This is a genomic window from Saprospira grandis (genome assembly GCF_027594745.1).
GTDB classification, from domain to species: domain Bacteria; phylum Bacteroidota; class Bacteroidia; order Chitinophagales; family Saprospiraceae; genus Saprospira; species Saprospira grandis.
The window spans coordinates 4,073,709-4,096,378 of sequence record NZ_CP110854.1 but is presented as its reverse complement, the minus strand read 5'-3'; the positions used below and the strand labels follow the sequence as shown (position 1 = coordinate 4,096,378).

The following is a 22,670-nucleotide window of genomic DNA, read 5'->3' as shown; positions in this document are numbered from 1 at the left end:
ATTAGTTCAAGAGGTTAAAGTTAGCTTTGCGTAAGATATAAAAAGCGGTTCGGTAGTTAATCAATTTTGTAGGATTGATTTTTATGGCCTGCAAGGCGGCATAGAATGCGGAACGATAAAGCTTTTCATACATATATGCTGCGGCATATTCTCTGCAGAGCAAATCAGGTTCTTCTTTATAGGGTTGACAAAGCTTTTCTAATTGGGCGACACAGCGTTCTACTTCATTCTTTTGCAGGGCGTCCTTTCCTTCTGCCGCTCTTTCTAAAGCCAGCCATTGGACCAATTTATAGCTGACTGCATTTTCTGCCTTTAGGGTTTTAGACAGCGAATTTTCAGATTGTCTATAATAATACAGGAAATGGGGAACATTGCTACATTTCATTTGTTCTGCGGCCCGATAAGACAGATCGTAGTCTTCATTACCAATTCGGTTGAGAAAAAGGCGATAACCTCCTAAGCGTTTAAACAAATCGGCTCGATAAACCATAGTTGGGCCACAAAATTGATTAAAATTTTTGAGCTCTGCTCGAATAACATCAGCCGAAACATGTTTCTTTTCCTTTCTTAAGACTTTATTATCATCTGATATTTTAGTGTAGAATGTTCCACATAAACCGTGGTCGGGCTCTGCTTCTAAAAACTGTAGTTGTAATTCAAAGCGATTGGGTGCGGAATAGTCATCTGCATCATGAACAGAAAGATATTTTCCTTTTGCCCGCTCTAATAGCAAACGGTTAATCGTTTTGATTTTACCGATATTCTTATCGTTGTGATCTGTTTTAAAGCGACTGTCTTTGGCGGCCCAACGGTCTAAAATAGCACGACTGTCATCGCTAGAACCATCGTCTGCTAACCAAAATTCTATGGGGCTGTAAGTTTGGGCAGCTAGGGATTCGAGGCATTCTTCAAGGTAGGGTGCTGCATTATAAACAGAGAGTACTACAGAAAGTAAAGGCTTTGTCATCTTAGTCCAGTAGTTTTTTTAGCAAATTTTCTATTCTAGAGAGAACCACCTCTCGACCATATATCTTTTCTAATTGCGCCCTATTGTGCTTCATCTCTTTAGCCTTCCCCTTAGGGAAATCCATTCCCTTTTTTAGTGCTCGGGTAGTATAAACCTTTAGGCCTTGTTCTGTACAAAATTTGTACAGCACCCCTTCTGGATGTAAATAAGTATGCATTCCCAAATAGAGCACAGTGATTAGGGTCCCTAAAGCTTCCTGTCGCTTTGTATTAAGTACGGCAATGTTGCAAGCCAAGAGCTGCTTTAAGTAATCGGCTTTGGGAAGCACTTCTTTTTGCAAAATTAGCTGTTGGCCAAAAAGCTTGGGTGCTTCTTCGGCTAGAGCGGCTTTACAATATTTATTGCCATAAGCCATAGGGATAAATATAGAATAGGGGTAGTCTAGCGCTTTGATTTGGGGTAAAATATCTAGATGATTACAGGTAAAGAAAGCAGCGTGTCCCACAAACATCCCTTGTCCCAAAGGAGTATCCTTTTTGTAGAAGTCCCCAACAAACATATCCACCGCACCATAGTTTACCCACTGATAATCCGCTTTCAGCTGAGGAAGGCTACTTAAAATTTCCTTTTCTGGTGGAAGTATGGTAGACACATAGTCTATCTTCGAAAGTGCCTGTTCTTTTAATGGCTGTTTTTCTTTGGCAATCCGCCAATTGAAATAAGCAGCTTGCAGGCTAGGAAACTGATGCAAAAGCTTGTATAGTGTTATTTTAGCTGCTCTTAATACAGCTTTTCTATTTTGCTGGTTCGCCTGATAAGATTTTGGATCTAAAATAGTCTCATCAGAGCAGTAGCTATGGTTAGCTCCCAAATCACTCCCCCAACTGCACCAAACAACCTTTTGTTGATCTCCAGCCTGAGCCGCCAACCAAAGATTGTTTTCACTCAATGAGTGGAAAATGGCCACCTCATGTTGGGCCAATGCCTCCTTAGCCTCTGCTTTAGTCAGTTTTTCCATTTCTGGCTCCAACTTAAAAGAGACATAGGCATCTTTCTCCTTGACCAAAATATAGCGGTTCTGACCTGGAGCAACTGCCTCATAAAGGTCTATAATGATTCGATGAAACACACTGTCTCGACAAAAGTGTACGATCTGTTTTTCTTTAGTCATATCCTTTTTATCTATAGTTGCTCTAAGCTCCATTTAATATCTGGCTTGACCACTCCTTCCTTGGCGCCCTGCCAACCAAAACCAGAGATTCTACGCACCACCTCAAAGTTGAGGCTGCTTCCATGACGGTAAAGGAGGCTCGCTTTGTTTTTGACAATGAATATTTTATCCAGACTATAATTTCCCTCATGTAGAAGGTTGGCAGGAATGAGGGCTTTATAGTGCAGTAGCCCCTTGCCCGACTTAGGAATGTCATTTTGCAAAGCAGAGCTGGCCATAAAAACAAAGTTGTTCATCTCATCATAAAAATGAAAGGTAAAATCTACCTGCTCTTCGCCTTCGGTCAATTTCTCAATGACAAAGTCGAGCTCTACCGCATCGCCTTGTTCAATCATTTCACGGCTGCTGCTAGCGCCTGCTTTTTTCACCTTGGCCGAAAGCAATTTGACTTCATGCGTGCCCGGCGCTTCTTCTCTGGACCACTCAATTTCTCGGCTTTCTTCTACGTAGTTGTCCAAATAGTTTTGCACTGCTGCATCTGCCGTTCCCTGAAACTGCATTTGGCCATTTTTGAGCACCAAGCCTTTGTTGCAAAGTGCCCGAACGCTGCCCATATTATGGCTCACAAACAAAACGGTCCGCCCTTCGCCACTACTCACATCTTTCATTTTACCCACGGCCTTTTTCTGAAACTCAGCATCTCCCACGGCCAAAACTTCATCTACAATTAAGATTTCTGGCTCTAAAAAGGCCGCAACGGCAAAGCCCAAACGCACCCGCATGCCCGAAGAGTATCGCTTAACGGGGGTGTCTACATACATAGTGCAGCCCGCAAAGTCTACAATTTCATCAAATTTGCGGCGAATTTCCTTTTTGGTCATCCCTATGATGGCCCCATTGAGGAAAATATTTTCTCTGGCCGTCATTTCGGGGTGCATACCCGTTCCTACCTCCAGCAAAGAGGCAATTCGGCCCTTCGCTTTAATAAATCCTTGAGTGGGGGCAGTGATTCTAGAAATCAGCTTGAGCAGGGTCGATTTTCCCGCTCCATTTTTACCAATAATGCCCAATACTTCGCCCTGTTCTACCTTGAAGTTAATATCTCTCAAGGCCCAAACAAAATCAGATTCGGCCTTTTTGGTTCGGTCATTTTCTTGGCCGACCAAAGAAAAAGGATCTTCTTTTCCCCGCATTTTGGCCCACCAACGGTTCAAATCATGGGAAATCGTGCCCGTTCCAATTTCTCCCAAACGATATTGCTTAGAGAGGTTTTCTACACTTAAGGCTATTTTTGACATGACTCTATTTTAAAGCAGATTGTTGTTAATTTTATTTTTTGGGGCCTGCCACCTGCGGCGGCCGCTACGTTTACTCCCTTCGGTCGTCGAACTGCGCCCTAAAGGGCTTGTTGTGGCCATCTAGTGCCTGGCCCTGCAGCCCAAAGCTATGGGTTCCGATGAGCGGCTTAGGGGCCCGGAATGGGTGGCCCGCAGGGCCAGACCGAAGCGCTTTAGCGCTGAAGGGCCGAGCAGACCTGCGAGCCCTGAAGGGGCCCGGCGGGCGAAGCCCGCAAGCCCCTAAACCGTATCCATAAAACTGCGCTCCGTCTTGTTAAAGATAAAAACGCCTAGAAAAAGGACCACAAAAGCAAAAACGGCCGCATAGGCAAAGCCCGTCCAGCTCAGTTCGCCACGGCCCAAAAAAGCATATTTAAAGCCCTCAATAACCTGGGCCAAAGGATTGTAGTAAATGACCTTTTTGAGCAAGGGTTGGTCAATCATGCTCATGGGGTAAATGATGGGGCTGGCATACATCAAGAGCTGCACACCAAATTGGACCAAAAACTTAAGGTCGCGGTATTTAGTGGTTAGCGAAGTGAAAATAAGTCCAAAGCCCAAGCCCAAAGCCGCCATAAGTAGAATATAAACGGGCACCAAAGCCAAGGCTGCATTGGGCGCCAAATCTACCCCTTTGATAAAAAAGTAGGCATAAACGGCTAAAAAGAGGATAAACTGAATCCCAAACTTAATCAGACCAGCCACCACCTTAGAAAGTGGCATAATGAGGCGAGGAAAATAGACCTTGCCAAACATATCTTGGTTAAGTGAAAAGGTATCAGAGGTTTGCATAAAGCAATCTGAAAAATAATTCCAGATAATAATGCCCGACAAATAAAAGAGCGGCTGAGGAATATCATCTGTGGGTAGGCCCGCAATGTTGCCAAAAATGACCACATAGACCAACATGGTCATAATGGGCTGCACAAAAAACCAGATCGGGCCCAATACCGTCTGTTTGTAAACGGTCACTACATCTCTGCGAACGAACATCTGTAGCAAATCGCGATATTGCCAAAGCTCGGCCAAATCTAGCGACCAAAGCGAGCGTTTGGGGCCAATCACTAAGCTCCAGTTTTCTTCTGTTTCTTTCATTACTTTCTTTTAAAATAAAGGCTAAGGTGATAAAGTAGGTCTTTTAAATGAAGCCAAGGGGCCTTGTATTGCCCTAGACTAAAGGCAAAACTGAAATAAGCCCATTTCTTTTTTAAGTATTCAGTCAGCGCTTTTTCTTTGAGGGCCAAGATAAGGTATTCTCGATAAAGTTGCAGTAAGAGGGCTTCAACCGCTTTTTGCTCGGCCTCGCCCTGCATGTTTTGGGCCAAAATACGGTAGGTTTTTAGGGCCTTCTCTCGGCGGCCAAATTGGGCCAGGCTAGAGAAAATTCCGCCCGCATGCAAACGATAGGTAGAAGGCAAAATACTTCGGCTAAACAGCGCCTTACCAAAATTAAGCGCATAGTAGAAGTAGAGGGTATCCCCATTGAAAACCTCTGCAAATCGCTTGGGAGCTTTCTTAGGCTTGCGAATCATAACCGTAGAGGTGTTGGGCACAATATGGCGATCAAAAAGCTCAAAAAAGCCCAAGAGTTGCCCCTCTTCAAAAGGTTGGACCAAAGGGCGAAATTCATCATCTTCTAAAAATTGAACTTCATGAAAACTAAGTACCGCTTCTGGTCTAGCCTCTAGCAAATTTAATTGCTTTTGCAACTTATGCGGGTCGGTCCAATAGTCATCCCCCTCACAAAAGGCAATATAAGGGGCCGTACAGGCCGCAATGGTTCGCTCAAAATTGGGAATTGCCCCCCAGTTCTTGTCAGAAGGGAGTAAAACGACTCGCTCTGGATGAGCTTGGGCGTATTCCTCACAAATCGCTCGGCTGTTGTCGGGGCTGCAGTCTTCTCCAATAACTAGACGAAAGGGAAAATCAGTTTTCTGCATTAAGATGCTCTCTATGGCCTGCCTCAAAAAAGGCTCATGCGCATAGGTGATCATACATACATCTACAAGGGAGGTGTTTGGCATTTTACTTTAAATGAATTTTCAAATCATGGGGCAAAAATAGAATTATCTAGGTCCAAAACTAGACAACTGCACAAAAAAACTTAGCTTTGGCACCTATACCTATTTTTTACACATCGAACTTCCAAAGGCTCAAGGCCACAGAAGTTCATTATATCTTTTACAAAATGATTGAGATTACTCTTCCCGATGGCAGCGTTCGTAAGTATGAGTCGGGAGTGAACAGCTTGGATGTGGCCAAGTCGATTAGCGAAGGCTTAGCTCGTAAAATTATTGCCGCTAAAGTAGATGGCGAAATTTGGGATGCTACTCGCCCCCTAACGAAAGATGCCAGCGTTCAGCTACTCAGCTTTCAAGATGATGGAGGCAAATATGCCTTCTGGCACTCTAGCGCCCACCTTTTGGCCGAAGCCATCGAGGCCCTTTATCCCGGCGTAAAATTCGCCATCGGCCCACCCATCGAAAATGGCTTTTACTATGATATCGATTTGCCCGAAGGGAAAACGATTGGCCTTAAGGAACTAGAAGCCCTAGAAAAGAAAATGATCGAGCTCGCTCGCCAAAAAAATCCCTATATCCGTAAAGAGATTTCTAAGGCCGATGCCATTTCCTATTTCCAAGAAAAAGGCGATGAATATAAGCTCGAATTATTGGAGGACCTAGAAGACGGAACCATCACCTTCTATGAGCAAGGTGGTTTTACCGACCTCTGCCGTGGGCCTCATATTCCCAATACCGGACTGATCAAAGCCGTCAAACTACTCAATGTAGCTGGCGCTTACTGGCGCGGAGATGAAAGTCGCCAAACCCTAACTCGGATCTATGGCATCACTTTTCCCAAAGCCAAAGAGCTCAAGCAGTATTTGGCTATGCTAGAGGAAGCCAAAAAAAGAGATCACCGTAAACTAGGTGCCGAACTCGAACTCTTTATGTTTTCGGAAAAAGTAGGGATGGGTCTTCCCATCTGGCTGCCTAAAGGGGCTGCCTTGCGCGACCGCCTGCAAGATTTTCTCAAGCAAGAGCAGGTCCGCCGTGGCTACCAACTAGTAGTTACGCCTCATATCGGCCACAAAAATCTTTATGTCACTTCGGGCCACTATGAAAAGTATGGCGAGGATAGCTTCCAACCCATCAACACGCCCAAAGAAGGCGAAGAGTTCATGCTCAAACCCATGAACTGCCCGCACCACTGCGAAATTTTTGCCCATAAACCACATTCTTATAAAGAATTGCCCCTCCGCCTAGCCGAATTCGGTACCGTTTACCGCTATGAGCAAAGTGGAGAGCTACATGGCCTTTCTCGTGTGCGCTGCTTTACTCAGGATGATGCCCATATTTTCTGTACGCCCGACCAACTCAAGGCCGAGTTCCTCAATGTACTTGACCTGACCATGATGGTCTTCCGCAAAATGGGTTTTGCCGATTTTACGGCCCAAATCTCTTTGCGCGATCCCGAGAAACCCGAAAAGTATATCGGAAGCAAGGAAAATTGGGAGGCCGCAGAAAAAGCCATTATCGAAGCTACTCAAGAGGTGGGCCTACCCACGGTTACCGAATTGGGCGAGGCTGCTTTTTATGGTCCCAAACTCGACTTTATGGTCAAGGATGCCCTCGGCCGCTCTTGGCAGCTCGGGACCATCCAAGTAGATTACAACCTGCCCGAACGCTTCCAACTGGAGTATGTGGGCGCCGATAACCAAAAGCACCGCCCCGTGATGATTCACCGTGCGCCTTTTGGCTCGCTAGAACGCTTTATTTCGGTCCTCATCGAGCATACGGCAGGAAAATTCCCGCTTTGGCTCATGCCCGAGCAGTACGCTATTTTGCCCGTTTCTGATCGCTTTGGCGATTATGCGACCAAAGTACAACAAGAATTGGCCGCCGCCGATATCCGTGGCTATGTAGATAACCGCAACGAAACTTTGGGCCGCAAAATCCGCGATACCGAACTAAAACGCATTCCCATTATGCTCATCCTCGGCGAGAAAGAAGCCGAAGAAGGCAGCATTTCGGTCCGTATTCAGGGAGTCGAAGATGGCGACAAAGGCAGTATGCCCGTGGCCGACTTCATCGCTTTCTTCCAAGAATTATTGACCAAAGAAGGCTAGTTCTTAGCAAGCAACACAAAATAATTTTAGCCCTTTCCATTTTCCTGGAAAGGGTTTTTTATTTTAATTGCCTTTTGGGGCCTCCTGCCTACGGCAGGCGCTACGTTTCGCAGCTCGCTATTCGCTCGGCCCTTCGGCGGCTAGGCCGCCTAGGTCTGGCCTTCGGCCACTGCTGCACATCGCTAGGCCAGCGGGGCTTCGCCCCGCTTCTAGATCCAAAATAATTAGCTAAGAGATTTATCTACTCCACAACCCTTATTTATGTCGCTATCTACTCCGCTAAGCGCCAGCATTGCCGCTGGCCACCAAAAAACAGCAGAAGCCGCCGCCCTAATTATTAAGGAAGGGGGCAATGCTTTTGATGCCGCTATTGCGGCTCTTTTTGCCGCCTCTGTGGCCGAGCCCTGTATGGCCTCTTTGGGGGCAGGCGGCTTTGCTTGCTTGCATACCGCTGCTGGACAAAATTTGCTGCTCGATTTTTTTGTACAAACCCCACTTAAGAAAATCGCTCCCGAGCAATTAGAATTCTACCCCATGCAGGTAGATTTTGGCTCGGCCCAAGAAACGTTTCATATTGGCATGGGCGCTATGGCTACTCCTGGCATGATGGCGGGCATTTCGGCCTTGCATGAACGCTACGCTAGCCTGCCTATTTCGGTCCTAATCGAACCGGCTAAGATTTTGGCCAAAGAAGGCCTCGCCATGACCGATTTCCAGTTTTTTGATATTCGGGTATTGCAGCCCATTATGACCCGCTCTGCAGAATCGGCAGCTATTTTTTATCCCGATGGTAAACCTTTGCCTGTGGGCCAAATACAGCGCATGCCCGGCCTGGCCGATTACTTTGATTACCTTAGCCATGAAAAGGATTGGGCCAAAGATATTTATCTGGGCGAAGCGGCTAAGCTGCTCCTAAAAGATAGTATAGCCCAAGGCGGCCTGCTCCGAGCAGATGACCTGGCCCAATATGAAGTAATTTGGCGCAAGCCCTTAAAATTAGCCTATAAAGGGCATCAGCTACTGACCAACCCACTGCCCAGCACGGGCGGGGTCCTCATTGCAGAAGGCTTGTCTGCTTTGGAGCCCCTCCCCATTGATCCGCTCCATACTAAACAACAACTGGCCCGCCTGCAAAAGGTCCTTGGTGATATTTATAGTATAGACCGCAATCCCAAAAAGCTCAATAGCAAATGGGGCAGCACCACTCACCTCAATATTGCCGATGAGTTGGGCAATGCCATTAGCATCACTCTCTCCAATGGAGAAGGCTGTGGTTATATGATCCCCGGGACCAACATCATGATGAATAATATGCTGGGCGAGGCGGCCCTTTTACCCGATGGCTTTCATAATTGGACTCCCAATAACCGTTTGTCTTCTATGATGGCGCCCACTTTGGTCCTCAAAGAGAACCAATTTCATCTGGCAACAGGAACGGGCGGAGCTAGCCGTATCCCAGGCATGGTCCTTCAACTCCTGCACCATGTTTTGGACCAAAAGATGGAACTACAAGCGGCCACCACCGCTAGCCGTCTGCACTACGAACATGGCCGCCTCAATCTGGAGCCAGAATACGCAGGCCTAGCCAATACCGAAGACCCTAAACTAGAACAATTAGTCGAATGGCCCGAAAAAGCCATGTTCTTCGGAGGACTCAATTCTATTTTACGCCATAAAAATGGCCAACTCCAAGCAGTAGGCGACGACCGCCGCGAGGGCTATGCTATCGAGCTATAAACCGTTTTGGACCAAAAATAGAAGGATATCCTAAAGGCCGAAAAGAGATTTTCTTTTCGGCCTTCAGTTCTTATCTTTGCCGCATTTCTGACCCTAGGCCCCTAAATGGCCAAACTGTGGTGTCTTCTACCCACAGCTTCAAACAGCAATACTTAAGTTATTATGCGGCTACATCCACTCTTTTTTTCTCTCTTTTTCTTTTGGGCCTTTATGCCTAATAGTTTTGCCATTCGGGCCATTAGCATCATGGCAGATGCCGAGCTTTTTGAGGTCTCTATCAGTAAGTATGCTATTGAGGATGCCAGCCGCCTTTTGGAGCAGGCTTGCCGCTGTGAGTTGAGCTACAATAAAGCCGATGCCGAAGTCCTGATTATTCTACCTTATATCAATCAGGGGCAGGCCAATAAACAAGGGACAGGCTTCTATGTTCCTGAACACGCCTATAACTGGAGCAGTAAAATGTCTGGCCAGCAAATAAAAATGGAACTACTCACTAATTCTTACCAAGGAGTGAGTATGGGCCTTTATGGTTTGTTGCAAGAGCAATTGGGCTTTCAGTTTTTTCATCCCAAAGAAAGCCTGATTCCCCAAATTACGACTTGGCCCGTAGCTGAAGGGCTAGTCTGGCAGGCTCGTCCCCGCTTTGCCAAAAAAGGCTTTCACTTACATACAATCCACCCCATTGAGCTAACAGAAGCCCTTTTGGACCCCAACTATCCCGATGCAGAAAAAGAAGTGAAAGGGTACATTGATTGGTTGGCCCGAAACCAACAAAACTACTTCGAGTTCAACTTACTCAATAGCATCGACCGCAAGAGCTGGATGCCCTACATTAAGAAAATAGTAGATTATGGCCAAAAAAGAGGCTTGTTGATGGGCATTGATATTTCTATGCATATGACCCAGCAAAAAGCTTTTCAACTCTACCAGACCTTCCCCAATAGCCTCAAGTCTAAAAAGAAGCAAATTGAGGAGAATATGGATTATCTGGCCCAAGCTGGTTGGGATGTCTATAATGTAGAATTTTCTACGACAGAGTTTAGCAAGGGGAAGCAAAAAAAGAAACAGGAACTAGAAATCTTCTTAGCGGACCTAATCAAAAACCGTTATAAGGCCCATTTTATGAGCCGAGCGCATCTGGTCCAAGAAGAGGTCATGCTAGACAAAAAAGAGGAACTGCCCAAACTATCTGCCGAAGAACAGAAGCTAGAGCGCAGCCACGGCCTAATGGTCCATACCGTCATGTTTTATGACCTGGAGGATGAACATGCGCCCGTTTACAATAACAAAAACCTAAAAGCCATCTTGGCCCTCTACCAAGAAGAGGCCAAGAAAAGGGAATGCTGGTATTTTCCAGGGTCTGCTTATTGGCTCACTTTTGATAATTCGGTCCCCATGACGCTTTTGCCTTATCTCTCTGCCCGCTTAGGAGATATTCAACTTATGGACTCTTTGAGGGCCGAAGGACATATTACTTTTAGTTCGGGTTGGGAATGGAGCTATTGGTTGATTGATTGGAGCATCGCTCGTTGGTCTTGGGAGCATCAAATTCAGGGAGAAAAGGAGGTAAATGACCCCTTGCAGTATTTGGCCGAATTGATGCAAAACGACCTTTGGACCGATCCCGTTTGGTCCATGCTCCGTTTGCAAGAGGAGTTTATTAAGGACAAAGAGCTCATTCGCTATATGGCGCCCTCTAGCACTACAGACGAGCTACCTGGCCGTTTGGGCGAAATGGAGTTCCAACCTCGTCCGCTTTATAGCTATCCCTATATCCAAAATCAGGCAGCGCCCCACCAACTAGATACGGTGAGCCAGACCGTAGTGGCCCCTTTGTTAGATTTTGCCCTAAGAACAGAAGAGCTTTTGGCCCTTCAAAAAAGACATTTTCCTAAGGCGGGGAAACAAAAGCAATTGGGAGAAGAATTGGCCAATGGGCTACAAATAACTGCTTTGCGGGCCAGACACCGAGCCTACACTCTAAATTATTTGCTAGATAAAAGACGGGCAAAACTGCGCAAAGAGAAGTTTGAAGATCCCAATAAGTGGCTGGAAAAAGCAAAAAGCTGTAGAGAAGAGGCCCAAAAACTGGTCAAAAAACAAGAAGCGCTCTATCGCTACCCCCTAGAGTATATTGCCCAGCTTAAAGAAGGGCATACGGCCTATGCTTTTGGTTACCTCTATTCGGTTTCTAATCTGCACTTTTGGGAAAGAGAAGAGGAGCAGGTCCAAACTGGTCGCTTTCAGCAGGCTACATTTAAAAACCTCTGGGGGTTGCCTCGGATTTTTGGCATTGTGAAGTAATTGCTAGCCTTGGCGGGCCGAAGCAAAAGGCCCAGCGCAAAGAATCAGGATGAGCGGCCTAGCGATGCGGCGGGGTGGCGCATAGCGCCAGACCAAGGCGGCAAAGCCGCCGCAGGGCCGAGCGAAGAGCGAGCCCCATAGCGTAGCGCCGCAGCTTTGCTGCGGAGGCCCCAAAAAAATAAAAACAGAGAAGTTGTTGGGAACTTTATCTTGAAGCGTTAAATTTCCGAGCATGGACAATTTCTCTGAGCGAAGAGAATGACTATTTACGAATTGAAAAAATAAAGGCATGAACTTTATCGAAGAGCTGCGATGGCGTGGCTTGTTGAAAGAAATGACGGAGGGCCTAGAAGATGCCCTGAACCAAGAAGGACCCAAAACGGCCTATATTGGTTATGACCCCACCGCTCCCTCATTGACCATTGGGAACTTGGTGACCATTATGTTGCTCAAGCATTGGCAAAGAGCGGGTTATCGTCCTATCGTTTTGTTGGGTGGGGCCACTGGTCGAATTGGCGACCCCTCTTTCAAGGACGAAGAACGTCAGCTCTTGGATTATGATACTTTGCAGGCGAATATTGACCGGCAAACTGCCCAGTTTAAGCAACTGCTCGATTTTGAAGGGGAGAACCCCGCTATTTTGCTCAATAACTACGACTTTTACAAGGGGATGAGCATCTTTGACTTTTTGCGCGATATTGGCAAAAATGTTACGGTCAGCTATATGATGGCTAAGGAATCGGTGAAAAAGCGCTTGGAAACGGGCCTATCTTTTACCGAGTTCTCTTACCAATTGATCCAAGGAAATGATTTTCATCACCTCAATAAAAACTACGATTGCCTTTTGCAAATGGGCGGTAGTGACCAATGGGGGAATATCACGACGGGAACTGAATTTGTCCGTAAAGGCGGTGGAAAAGGCTACGGCTTGGTTTGTCCGCTTTTGACCAAATCAGACGGAAAGAAGTTTGGTAAGTCAGAAAAAGGAAATATCTGGCTAGATGCCGAGAAAACTTCTCCTTATCAGTTTTACCAGTTTTGGCTGAATGTAGATGATGCTGATTTGAGCAAGCTCATCCGTATTTTCTCGCTTAAGAGCCGAGAGGAAATTGAAGCTTTGGAGGCAGAATATGCCGAAAACCCCAGAGGGCTCAAGGAGGTATTGGCCGAAGAGATGACCATTCGTCTGCATGGAGAGGAGGCCCTAGCTTCTGCCCAAAAAGCCACAAATATTGCCTTTAGCAAAAAGCTAAAAGCGGAATTTTTGGAAAGCCTTTCGGCTAAAGATTTTGCTGTTTTGGCCCAAGAACTGGAGGTGGTCAAGGTAGAAAAAAGCCAATTAGAAGCAGGTATTAGCTTGGCCGATCTTTTGGTGGGTAAGCATAAAAGCCTTGGCTCTAATGGCGATCTTCGTCGGGCCGTTAAAGGAGGTGCGATCGCGCTAAATGCCAAAAAAGTAACAGACTTTAACCAAGAACTAACGAGCAAGGACCTTCTTGCCGAGCGTTACCTCTTCTGCCAAAATGGAAAGAAGAATAAATTTATCGTAATTGCCGAATAGGCCATCAAGTTGATTAACTTAAAGGCGCCAAACCTTCGTTTGGCGCCTTTTTTTGACTCTGAATATCTTTTTTATGAAAATTGCTGTTTTCCCGGGTTCTTTTGACCCCATTACAAAAGGCCATGAAGACATTGTCCGCCGAGCCCTGCCTTTATTTGATAAAATTATTGTGGCCCTAGGGACCAACTCGACAAAATCCTACTACTTTTCGGAAGAGGAGCGACTTTCTTTTCTCAAAGCCAGTTTTGCCGATGACCCCAAAGTAGAAATTGATCGCTTTCCACAGCTTACCGTAGATTATTGCAAGGAGAAGGGGGCCGATTTTATCCTCAGAGGATTGCGCAACTCCAACGATTTTAATTACGAGGTCTCTATTGCCATGCTCAACCGAGATTTGGGCGAGGGCCTAGAAACCATTTTCTTATTGACCGCCCCCGAATACTCTTATTATAGCTCTACGGTGGTCCGAGAAATCCTCAAGGGAAATGGAGACGGCGCTCTTTTTGTGCCCGACAATTGCCAGCAATTGCTCCGAGATGCTCAGGCCAAGCGGTAATATTTACCAGCTAGGGCTTTGATCAGCCCCCGCATTTCTAGTTGTAATAAAAGCTCTATCAATTGGCTGTGGCCCCAAGGCAATTGGGCCAACAGCTGATTGTAATGCAATTGCTGCCCACCCAATAATAGGTCGGTAATTTGCTGCTCTTTGGGCGATAATTGCTGAAAAAGCTGTTGTTGTTGCCCTCGCTCTGGTTGGCTCCATTTCATGCTTTGGGCCAATTGCTTCCCCTGGCTTAAGAGTAAAGCTGTTTGCTGTCGAATCAATTCATTGCAGCCCAAAGACTGTTTATCATTCCAACGCCCTGGCAAGGCAAAAACCTTTCGTTGGTAATCTATGGCCTTTTGGGCGCTAATCATTGAGCCGCCTTTGGGGCCCGTTTCCACCACCCAAAGCGCATCGGATAGGCCCGCAATGATGCGGTTACGCATCGGGAAGTTACAAGCTAGGGGCTTGTTCTGACTAATAAATTCGGTCAATAATCCCCCTTGTTCCAGCATTTGCTCGGCCAAAGAGCGATGCTGCGGCGGATAAATTCGGTTGAGCCCATGGGCCAAAACGGCCACGGTTTCCAGCCCCAAATCTAAGGCTTTTCGGTGGGCGCAAGCATCTATACCATAAGCCAAGCCGCTAACAATTAGTGGCGAAAACTCCTTGATTTCGGTCAAAATGCGCTCACAAGCCGCCCGGCCGTTTTCTGTGGGTTTGCGGGTGCCCACCACCGAAAGCGTCCGCAGCTGGTCCAAAGGCGCCGAACCTTTATAATAGAGCAAAAAGGGCGCATCTTCGATCTGCAACAAACGCCTCGGATAATTGCTTTGGCCAAAGAGCAGCAGCTCGATCCCCTTTTTTTCTACAAAATCTAGCTCCCTTTTGGCCATTTCTAGCCCTTCTCGGCTCAAAATATGCCGCATGGCAGTTTTTCCAATATAACTAGCCTGGGCCAAAGCCACCGCATCTGCCTCATAAATCGCCTGAATAGAACCAAAGTCCCGCAATAACCTTCTGGCCCGAATAGCCCCCATTTGTGGAGATTGCTGTAGGGCAATGGCCCAGAGTTTTTCTTTTTCGTTGAGCATATTTTTAGTTTAATCAAAGGTAGTAACTTTGAAATATACTCTCAAGTTTTAGGGACTATTTATTTAGTTTTTTTGTTTTGGGGCCCGCGGCCGGCTAGGCAAAGCCTAGGTCGGCCGCCGCTATGCTGCGGGGCTCACAAGGCTGTTCGGCCCTTCACAAAACTTCGCTAGCGCTCGTTTTGCTCGGTCTGGCCTTCGGCCACCCACTCCGCAGCGCTGGGCCAAATGGCGCCTGGCAGTCTTTTTGTCCCCAAGGGGAGGAGGGGATAAAACCTACTGGGCGGGCACTCTAATTTTTCTGCTTTTAGTTTTTAATTTCTGTTTCTCTAGCTTCTTGATAATGGGCCGCTGTTTTTCTACTTGGTAAATTTCATCTTTCCAGCGTTTATGCACAAAAAGGGCCCCGATCTTTAGATGCACATCTATGCCCTCTCTAAAGTTATCGTTTTCTAACTGCAAATTAACTAATCCCTGCTTGGGACTTTGGACCTTAGCCATCGCCTCTGGGCCATTCCCTTTCTGAAAAACCCCCAAGGAGGAAGAAAAACTGTATTTGACATTATCTCCCAAATTAGGGTCGCTAGACAAATCTACTCCCACCGTGGCCACTTGTGCTAAAAGTCCATAACCGGAAATAGCCCCAACCACAGCAAGGGCTCCTTTAATCTTCTTATCCCTAGCTTCAAATTGCTCTAAGGATTTTTGCCCCACGCCAATCCAATAGGACCAAGCAATCAACTCTTTGCTGCTGTAGGGCCGCAGGTTGTTTGGCGCATACTGGTTATTGGGTAGATAAAACTGAACTAAACTCCGATTGCTTTTGCCGAAGGCCGTCTCAGAATGTACCCGTTCTTTTCTATCTATGATGTAGCTAAAGGAAGTATCTACCGAAACAAGAACTCTTCTGCTCTTATTGACCAAATAGTTTTCATAGCCAATAATAGTATCTTTGGTATAACTGCTGTAGCTGCTGTCAATCAATTCTTTCCAAACCCAGGCAGTATTGAAGTCTTTAGTGGCCTCGCTGGCCGCCTTCCGACTAATCTTGAGCGCACAGAGCCGACGCCCAAAGCTGCCGTGTCCAATGCGTAGGGCATAAACGCCCCGACTCATAATTTCTATCTCTTTTTCTATTTTTTCCGCCTTATAGGCCTGAAAAAGAAGCTGCCCTTCATCTGTCTCTAACTTGAGGCTCTTGATTTTCTTCCCCTTGAGCTCTTCACAGCTCAGCCGAACTTTATCTCCTTTTTCAAAGCTGTAGTAAAATACTTTTGAGCCCAAAGGCGGGATTTTAAATTGCAGATCAACCACAGGGCGGACCAAATCTTGGCCCAAAAGAAGAACACTGCTAAATAGACAAATAAATAGGGCTAAAATCGCTTTCATTTAATTTTGGTTTTAGTTAAAAACCAAATGAAGACAAAAAATAATCCCACTGATAGTAGTTTGATTATCAGTGGGATTCAAAAATAAAGGCGGTCAATATTTGCCTGTCTATATCATTTTTTGCTTACTGAATCACTCCAGAAAAGATCAGCTCATCGCCTAAATAAGCGGCGGCAAACTGCCCTGGAGTAACGCCTCTTTGCGGCTCCTCAAACAAAAAGTAAAGCCCTTCTTCCTGAGCAATCAATTCTGCCTTTTGTAGGGCTTGGCGGTAGCGAATACGGGCCATAATGCTCATTTTTTCACCCACTTTTAGGGCTAAATCTGGACGTAGCCAATGCGCATCCTCTTTAGGGATAAATAAGGCAGGGCGATACAAACCCGGATGCTGCTTGCCTTGGCCCACATAAACGATGTTTTTTTCGGTATCGGTATGCAAAACGAAAAGGGGCTCTTTAAATCCACCTAGCTGCAAACCTTTGCGCTGACCCACCGTGAAAAAATGGGCGCCAGTATGTTCGCCCACAACTTTGCCCAAATTAGGCGAAAAAGGGTAGGGGCGCGCCAAATCGGCTAAGTTATCTGTAGCAGCAGGCTTAAAAATGGGCGAATCCGCGGCTAGTTCTATGGCTTGTCCCGTTTTTGGGGCCAATTGCTGCTGCAAAAATACAGGCAATTTGATTTTACCCACAAAACAAAGTCCCTGAGAATCTTTTTTCTCCGCAGTAATCAATCCCTGTTCCTTGGCAATTTCTCGAACCTCAGATTTCTGCAAATGCCCAATGGGGAAGAGGGCCTTGGCCAATTGCTCCTGAGATAGCTGACAAAGAAAATAACTTTGGTCCTTGTTCGGATCGGCTCCAGCTTTTAGCTGATGATACAATTGCCCGTCTTTTTCAATGCTCGTTTTTTGACAATAATGGCCCGTCGCCACATAATCGGCGCCCAATTCTAAGGCCTTTTCCAAAAAGACATCAAATTTGATTTCTCGGTTGCAAAGTACGTCGGGATTAGGGGTGCGGCCCGCCTCATATTCTGCAAACATATAATTCACAATCCGCTCTTTATAGTCCTCGCTTAGGTCCACAACCTGAAAGGGAATGCCCAGTTCCTGAGCCACCAAAAGCGCATCATTGCTGTCCTCAATCCAAGGGCACTCGCTTTCTTCAATGACCGAATCATCATTCCAATTTCGCATAAAAAGACCAATCACCTCATAACCTTGCTCCAAAAGGAGATAGGCCGTTACACTCGAATCTACACCGCCTGAAAGGCCGACAACTACTCGTTTTCCATTCATTTTTTCCTACTGATTTCTGAGCTAAAAATATGCTCATTGCTAAGCGCCGCAAATATACGGCGCTAAATAGTGGATTCAACGATTAAAGGGCCTAAATGTTTGTTTAAAGCTAGTTTTTAGGGCTAATTAACTGTAAAACAGTGATTTACAAGTTTTTTTTTAGCTAAAGACTTTTTTGAGCAGATCAAAATGGTCAAAGAAGTAGAAGCTAGCCAAAATTGGGGGGATAAGCCAAATTTGGCTAGCTGAGGCCATAAAGCAAGCGCAGCGGCAAACAAAAAGAAGATGAAAATATATTAGGCCCAAGAAAATGCAGAAAAATAGCCCAGCAATAAACCCAAGGAGCCAAAAGAAACAAAGCCATCAAAATCAACCTAAAACAAATTTTATTGCGCAAAACTCAGCTGCTCAAAGTCCAGAAAACTAAAGAAATAGGCCTCTCAATAAACGCCCTGATTTCCCCAAAGGCCGATCTATAGGGCCTCTCTCCCTTTCGTGAGTCCTCTATTTGCCTATAATTTATATTATGTTAAATAGAGTGGCGCAAAATGCCCCCTATCGATAATAATTTGGCGTTTTTTCATCTATTACTGCTCTATTGCTGTTTGTTTTGGGGCTGCCCCTGCGGCCGACGGCCTTGGGTCGGGCTATGCCGCAGCTCGCAAGTCTGCTCGGCCCTTCGCTTTTTTTCGCTGCGCTCAAAAAAGCTCGGTCTGGCCTTCGGCCACTGCTATCTATCCCTCAGCCAGATTTAACTGCGCTGCTTTGGCCATAGTTTGCTATGAATTTTCTGCTAGGCCAGCTATTTTTTAAGGGCATAGCCTTCGTTATGGCCGAGAAAAATAGGGCCGACTAGCGGGAAATTGCTGCAAACTATAAAAGCGAGTGTATTTAAATCTGGCTATTACCTGCGGCCCTTCGGGCCTGCAAAACCGTTTATTGGACCAAGACTGCCGCAGCCGCTTCTTTTAGCCTCCCCTCTCCCGCTGAGCGGCTTAGTGATGCGCAGCAGTGCCGCCGCAGGCGGCAGACCAAAGGCTTTGAAGCAAAGCGAAAAGCCTGCAGGGCCGAGCAGACCTGCGAGCTGCGTAGCGTAACGCCAGCGAGCCCTCGGCGAGCTGGAAGCCCCAAATCAAAACACTACATATAAAACAAAACCTTATATTTAATTAGTCGAAATAGCTAAAACCAAATTTATTTTTAAAAACCAGCAGTTTACAAGCTTTAATTTTGAATTTAAGGCCAAAAAGCTGAATCTTTGTTTAGATTTTACTAACCTTTTTGATTCATTTTTTATGCAAAACAACCTTCCACATCTTTTGGGGATATGTCTGCTTTGTTTTATTGGTGTCGGTCAGTTATGGGGCCAAACCTCCAATGAACAAATTCAACAGCTTCTTCTTCAGCAACAAAAACAGTTGGGCCTGAAGGCTTCAGACCTATCAGAATGGCGTGTTTATGACCGTCATCAGAGCAAACAAACTGGCGTAGAACACATTTATATTCGCCAAATGTACCAAGGCGTTGAGGTCCAAAATGCCGTAATTAACCTCAATATTAAAAATGGGCAGCTGATTAGCTTGGGCAACCGCTTTGAAGCTAATTTGGCCCAAAGGGTTTTAGCCGCAAGCGCCCAAATTACGCCCGCAACGGCCATTCAAAAAGCCGCCGATGCCCTTTATTTACCCCCTTTGCAAAATCTAAGAGAACTAGAAAATAGCGGCCCAAACAGCTATTTATTTAGTCCCGCAGGCATTTCTCTAGAGAATATTCCCCTAAAACTTTGCTATCAGCCGGGGCCAGAAGGCGAAATCCGCCTTGCTTGGGACCTTAGCATCTACCAAAGGAACAAACAGCATTGGTGGTCGCTCCGCATTGATGCCCAAAACGGGAAAATTTTGGCCCAGGAAGATTGGATCAAGCATTGTAGCTTTGCCGATCATGCTTTTGGCAATTGTAGCCGACCCGATGTCCCCCATCTGCCCACAGTAAGCGGAACATTGGCCAATAATGCGCTGCCCGCACAATATCGAGTTTTTGCAGAGCCCCTAGAGAGCCCCAACCACGGTAGCCGAACCCTAGAGGTTGATCCTGCCGATACAACGGCCTCTCCCCTCGGTTGGCATGATACCGACGGACAAGCTGGTGCAGAATACACCATCACTCGCGGAAATAATGTGCATGCCTATGAGGACCGAGCCGCAGCAGATCAGCCAGGCTATTCTCCCGATGGCGGCAGCGCCCTCAATTTTGATTTTCCACTCAATATGAATCAACAACCCGCAGCCTATGAGGATGCAGCGATCACGAACCTCTTTTATTGGAATAACCTCACGCATGATGTTTGGTACCACTACGGTTTTGATGAAGCCAGCGGAAACTTTCAAGAGAATAATTATGGCCGTGGCGGCCAAGGCGGCGATTATGTCTTTGCCGAGGCCCAAGATGGCGGCGGAACCAATAATGCCAACTTCGGAACGCCCCCAGAAGGTAGCAACCCTACTATGCAAATGTTTCTTTGGACCAATGGCGGGGGATCAAGCAGCTTGCTAGATGTTAATAGTCCAAGCAGCATCGCCGGAACTTATACGGCTACTGAGGGTACTTTTGGCCCCAATGTCCCCACTACACCTATTACAGAGGATTTGGTCCTCGCCGATGATGCTACCGCTCCAGATCCCAATGATGCCTGCGACCCGCTAACCAATGCAGCTAGCCTCAACGGAAAAATTGCTGTGGTATATCGAGGAAGCTGTACCTTTGTGGCTAAGGTGCAAGCCGCTGAAGCCGCTGGAGCCCTGGCCGTTATTGTGATCAATAATACTGCAGGTGCCCCCATTACTATGGGCGGAACAGGAACCACCAATATCCCCAGCATTATGATTAGCGATACCGATGGAGCCGCTATTGTCGCCGAAATGGCCAATGGAACCGTCAATGCGAGTATCGGTAACTTTTCGGCTAACTTTGATAAAGATGGCGATTTTGACAATGGAATTATTGCCCATGAATATGGCCACGGTATTTCTACTCGCCTGACAGGCGGAGCCTCTAACTCTGGTTGCCTCAGCAATGCAGAGCAAATGGGCGAAGGCTGGTCCGATTACTTTGGTTTGATGATGACAATTGAGCCTGGCGACCAAGCCACTGATGTCCGTGGCATCGGTACGTTTGCCACCGGCCAAGCCGTTACTGGAACAGGAATTCGCCCAGCACCTTATACTACAGATATGGCCGTTAATAGCTATACCTATGGCGATGTAAATAATACGAACCTTTCTGAGCCTCATGGCATCGGTTTCGTTTGGGCAACGGTGCTTTGGGACCTCAACTGGGCTCTTATTGACCAATATGGCTATGATGCCGACCTTTATAATGGTACTGCTGGAAACAATATGGCGATGAATTTGGTCATCAACGGAATCAAGTTACAGCCCTGTAGCCCCGGCTTTGTCGATGGTCGTGACGCTATCCTCCAAGCCGATCAATTGCTCTATGGAGGGGCCAACCAATGTTTGATCTGGGAAGTTTTTGCCCGCCGCGGTTTGGGCGCTAGTGCAGACCAAGGAAGTAGCAATAACCGCTCGGACCAACTAGAGGCTTTTGATCTGCCCACTTCTTGCCAAACGCCAGTAACCGCCCCCACGGCCAACTTTAATAGCCTTTTGGTTTCGGCCTGTGGTAGCAGCGTTAATTTTGAAGACCAGTCTACGGATGTGCCCCAACAATGGCGCTGGGACTTTGGCGACGGAAATACAGATACCCTCCCCAATCCTAGCCATAACTATAGCGCCAATGGAACTTATAATGTGGTCCTTATCGTCAGCAATAGCCTAGGGAGCGATACGATTAGCAGTACCGTGACGATTAACATACCTAGCGCGCCTACCGCAGCCAATCAAACGATTTGCCCAGGCAGCACAACTATTAGCGCCAATACGACTAGCAACAGCGTGATTTGGTACGATGCCCAAGGAACGCCTCTGGATACTAGCCTCACTTTCGTTACGCCCAACCTCAATAGTAATACCACTTACCAAATGGAGGGCGTGACTTTCTACCCCAGAAGCTTTGTCGGTATTGATTCGGCTGGAGCCTCAGGAAATGGCGGTTACCATAATACTGGATTTACGGGTACCCAAAACTTCGAGGCCTTCAAGCCTTTGGTCATTGTTTCTGGCTGGATCGATGCTGGAAACCCTGGACCAAGAACGATTTATCTTTGGGATGGCAATGATGGCTCTGGAAATATTGTGGACCAAGTGACAATTAACGCCTTAGGCGGTCCCCAAAGAGTAGAACTCGGCCTAGAGGTTCCTGGTCCAGGAAATTATAGCCTTGGTGGAACCTCTATCAATCTTTTCCGCAATAATGCCGGCGCTAGTTATCCTTATGTGGTCCCCGGCCTATTGTCAATCAATAGCTCTTCGGCAACTACGGGCCCTTTAGACTTCTGGTATTATGTCTATGATTGGGAGGTAGAGGAAGCGCCTTGCCGCTCTCCCTTGGGCAATCTGAGCGTTAATGTAAACAATGGAGCGGTATTTAGCTATACGGCCAGCGATTTGGACCTCAGCTTTACGGACCAATCTGCCAATGCCTCTAGCTGGGCTTGGGATTTTGGCGATGGCAATAGCTCTACCCTACAAAACCCTACACATAGCTACAACCTGCCAGGTACTTATACCATTACACTCAGCGTTAATGGCAATTCCAGCTGTGTATATAACGAAACGATTACGGTCGCAGCAAGCAGCGTTCAGAACTTGGCCAACGGCAATAGCATGCGGCTACAGCCCAATCCCGCCAAGGAGATCAGCACGCTTAGCTTTAGCCAGCCGCTAGAAAGCGAACAAAGACTAGAGCTCATCAGTCTGGATGGTCGCCTGCTCAATAGCTGGCAGTTGGCCATTGGCCAAAGTCGCCTAGAGATAGACCTCGAGCAATTGGTTCCTGCCTTTTACATCCTTCGATTGACGGATAAAAATGGTAGCCACAGCCTGCGCTTGCTGGTCCAATAATCATTATAGACGCTTATTTTTTCTCGAGCCCCTTAACTTTTTTGTTGAGGGGCTTTTTTTGGGGCTTCCCCTCGCCCTCAAGGGCTCGGGGCGTTCCCTTTCAGGGCTCGCAGGTCTGC

General features: G+C 46.7%; 14 protein-coding genes. 6 read left to right on the top strand and 8 right to left on the bottom strand.

The features are described from left to right. Position 1: 1 nt before the first annotated feature. The 5 genes from OP864_RS16095 to OP864_RS16075 all read right to left on the bottom strand — a co-directional run bounded on the left by OP864_RS16095 (position 2) and on the right by OP864_RS16075 (position 5,499). Positions 2 to 967 (bottom strand): glycosyltransferase family 2 protein, encoded by a 966-nt coding sequence (locus tag OP864_RS16095; RefSeq protein WP_270099174.1) that lies wholly within the window; start codon positions 965 to 967, stop codon positions 2 to 4. A 1-nt stretch (position 968) separates the two neighbouring features. Then, the gene (locus OP864_RS16090) at positions 969 to 2,138 is read right to left on the bottom strand and encodes a TDP-N-acetylfucosamine:lipid II N-acetylfucosaminyltransferase family protein (RefSeq protein WP_270099173.1); all 1,170 of its coding nucleotides are present in this window, start codon (positions 2,136 to 2,138) and stop codon (positions 969 to 971) included. A gap of 11 nt (positions 2,139 to 2,149) precedes the next feature. Then, a complete protein-coding gene (locus OP864_RS16085; RefSeq protein ID WP_270099172.1) occupies positions 2,150 to 3,436 on the bottom strand; it encodes an ABC transporter ATP-binding protein in 1,287 nt (428 codons plus the stop codon). 279 nt (positions 3,437 to 3,715) lie between these two features. After that, on the bottom strand, positions 3,716 to 4,570 hold the full coding sequence (locus OP864_RS16080) for an ABC transporter permease (protein WP_270099171.1): 855 nt from the start codon (positions 4,568 to 4,570) through the stop codon (positions 3,716 to 3,718). Further along, positions 4,570 to 5,499 carry a glycosyltransferase gene (locus OP864_RS16075; RefSeq protein ID WP_270099170.1) on the bottom strand — a complete coding sequence of 310 codons (930 nt, stop codon included), beginning with the start codon at positions 5,497 to 5,499 and terminating at the stop codon, positions 4,570 to 4,572. Before OP864_RS16075 ends, OP864_RS16080 begins: the two co-directional genes overlap by 1 nt. Before the next feature lie 164 nt (positions 5,500 to 5,663). On the opposite strand from OP864_RS16075, the gene thrS reads away from it, so the two are divergent. From thrS to coaD, 5 genes are all read left to right on the top strand, one after another. After that, the gene (gene thrS, locus OP864_RS16070) at positions 5,664 to 7,604 is read left to right on the top strand and encodes a threonine--tRNA ligase (RefSeq protein WP_349294460.1); all 1,941 of its coding nucleotides are present in this window, start codon (positions 5,664 to 5,666) and stop codon (positions 7,602 to 7,604) included. Positions 7,605 to 7,865: 261 nt separating this feature from the next. Further along, positions 7,866 to 9,341, top strand: a complete 1,476-nt coding sequence (locus OP864_RS16065) for a gamma-glutamyltransferase (RefSeq protein WP_270099168.1) — start codon at positions 7,866 to 7,868, stop codon at positions 9,339 to 9,341. 162 nt (positions 9,342 to 9,503) lie between these two features. Beyond that, positions 9,504 to 11,645: a hypothetical protein gene (locus OP864_RS16060; protein ID WP_270099167.1), complete on the top strand. Its 2,142-nt coding sequence runs from the start codon at positions 9,504 to 9,506 to the stop codon at positions 11,643 to 11,645. A gap of 289 nt (positions 11,646 to 11,934) precedes the next feature. Beyond that, positions 11,935 to 13,206, top strand: coding sequence for a tyrosine--tRNA ligase (gene tyrS, locus OP864_RS16055; protein WP_270099166.1), 1,272 nt, complete (start codon positions 11,935 to 11,937; stop codon positions 13,204 to 13,206). A 73-nt stretch (positions 13,207 to 13,279) separates the two neighbouring features. Next, a complete protein-coding gene (coaD, locus tag OP864_RS16050) occupies positions 13,280 to 13,762 on the top strand; it encodes a pantetheine-phosphate adenylyltransferase (protein ID WP_270099165.1) in 483 nt (160 codons plus the stop codon). Here the strand turns inward: coaD and dprA are convergent. The 3 genes from dprA to mnmA all read right to left on the bottom strand — a co-directional run bounded on the left by dprA (position 13,747) and on the right by mnmA (position 17,530). Then, positions 13,747 to 14,844 (bottom strand): DNA-processing protein DprA, encoded by a 1,098-nt coding sequence (gene dprA, locus OP864_RS16045; protein WP_270099164.1) that lies wholly within the window; start codon positions 14,842 to 14,844, stop codon positions 13,747 to 13,749. The two genes, coaD and dprA, sit on opposite strands and share 16 nt — an antisense overlap. A gap of 273 nt (positions 14,845 to 15,117) precedes the next feature. Next, the gene (locus OP864_RS16040) at positions 15,118 to 16,230 is read right to left on the bottom strand and encodes a hypothetical protein (protein WP_270099163.1); all 1,113 of its coding nucleotides are present in this window, start codon (positions 16,228 to 16,230) and stop codon (positions 15,118 to 15,120) included. Positions 16,231 to 16,354: 124 nt separating this feature from the next. Then, on the bottom strand, positions 16,355 to 17,530 hold the full coding sequence (gene mnmA, locus OP864_RS16035) for a tRNA 2-thiouridine(34) synthase MnmA (RefSeq protein WP_270099162.1): 1,176 nt from the start codon (positions 17,528 to 17,530) through the stop codon (positions 16,355 to 16,357). Positions 17,531 to 18,825: 1,295 nt separating this feature from the next. Between mnmA and OP864_RS16030 the strand changes: the two genes are divergently transcribed. Then, positions 18,826 to 22,551 carry a T9SS-dependent M36 family metallopeptidase gene (locus OP864_RS16030; RefSeq protein ID WP_270099161.1) on the top strand — a complete coding sequence of 1,242 codons (3,726 nt, stop codon included), beginning with the start codon at positions 18,826 to 18,828 and terminating at the stop codon, positions 22,549 to 22,551. The last annotated feature ends 119 nt before the right edge of the window (positions 22,552 to 22,670 follow it).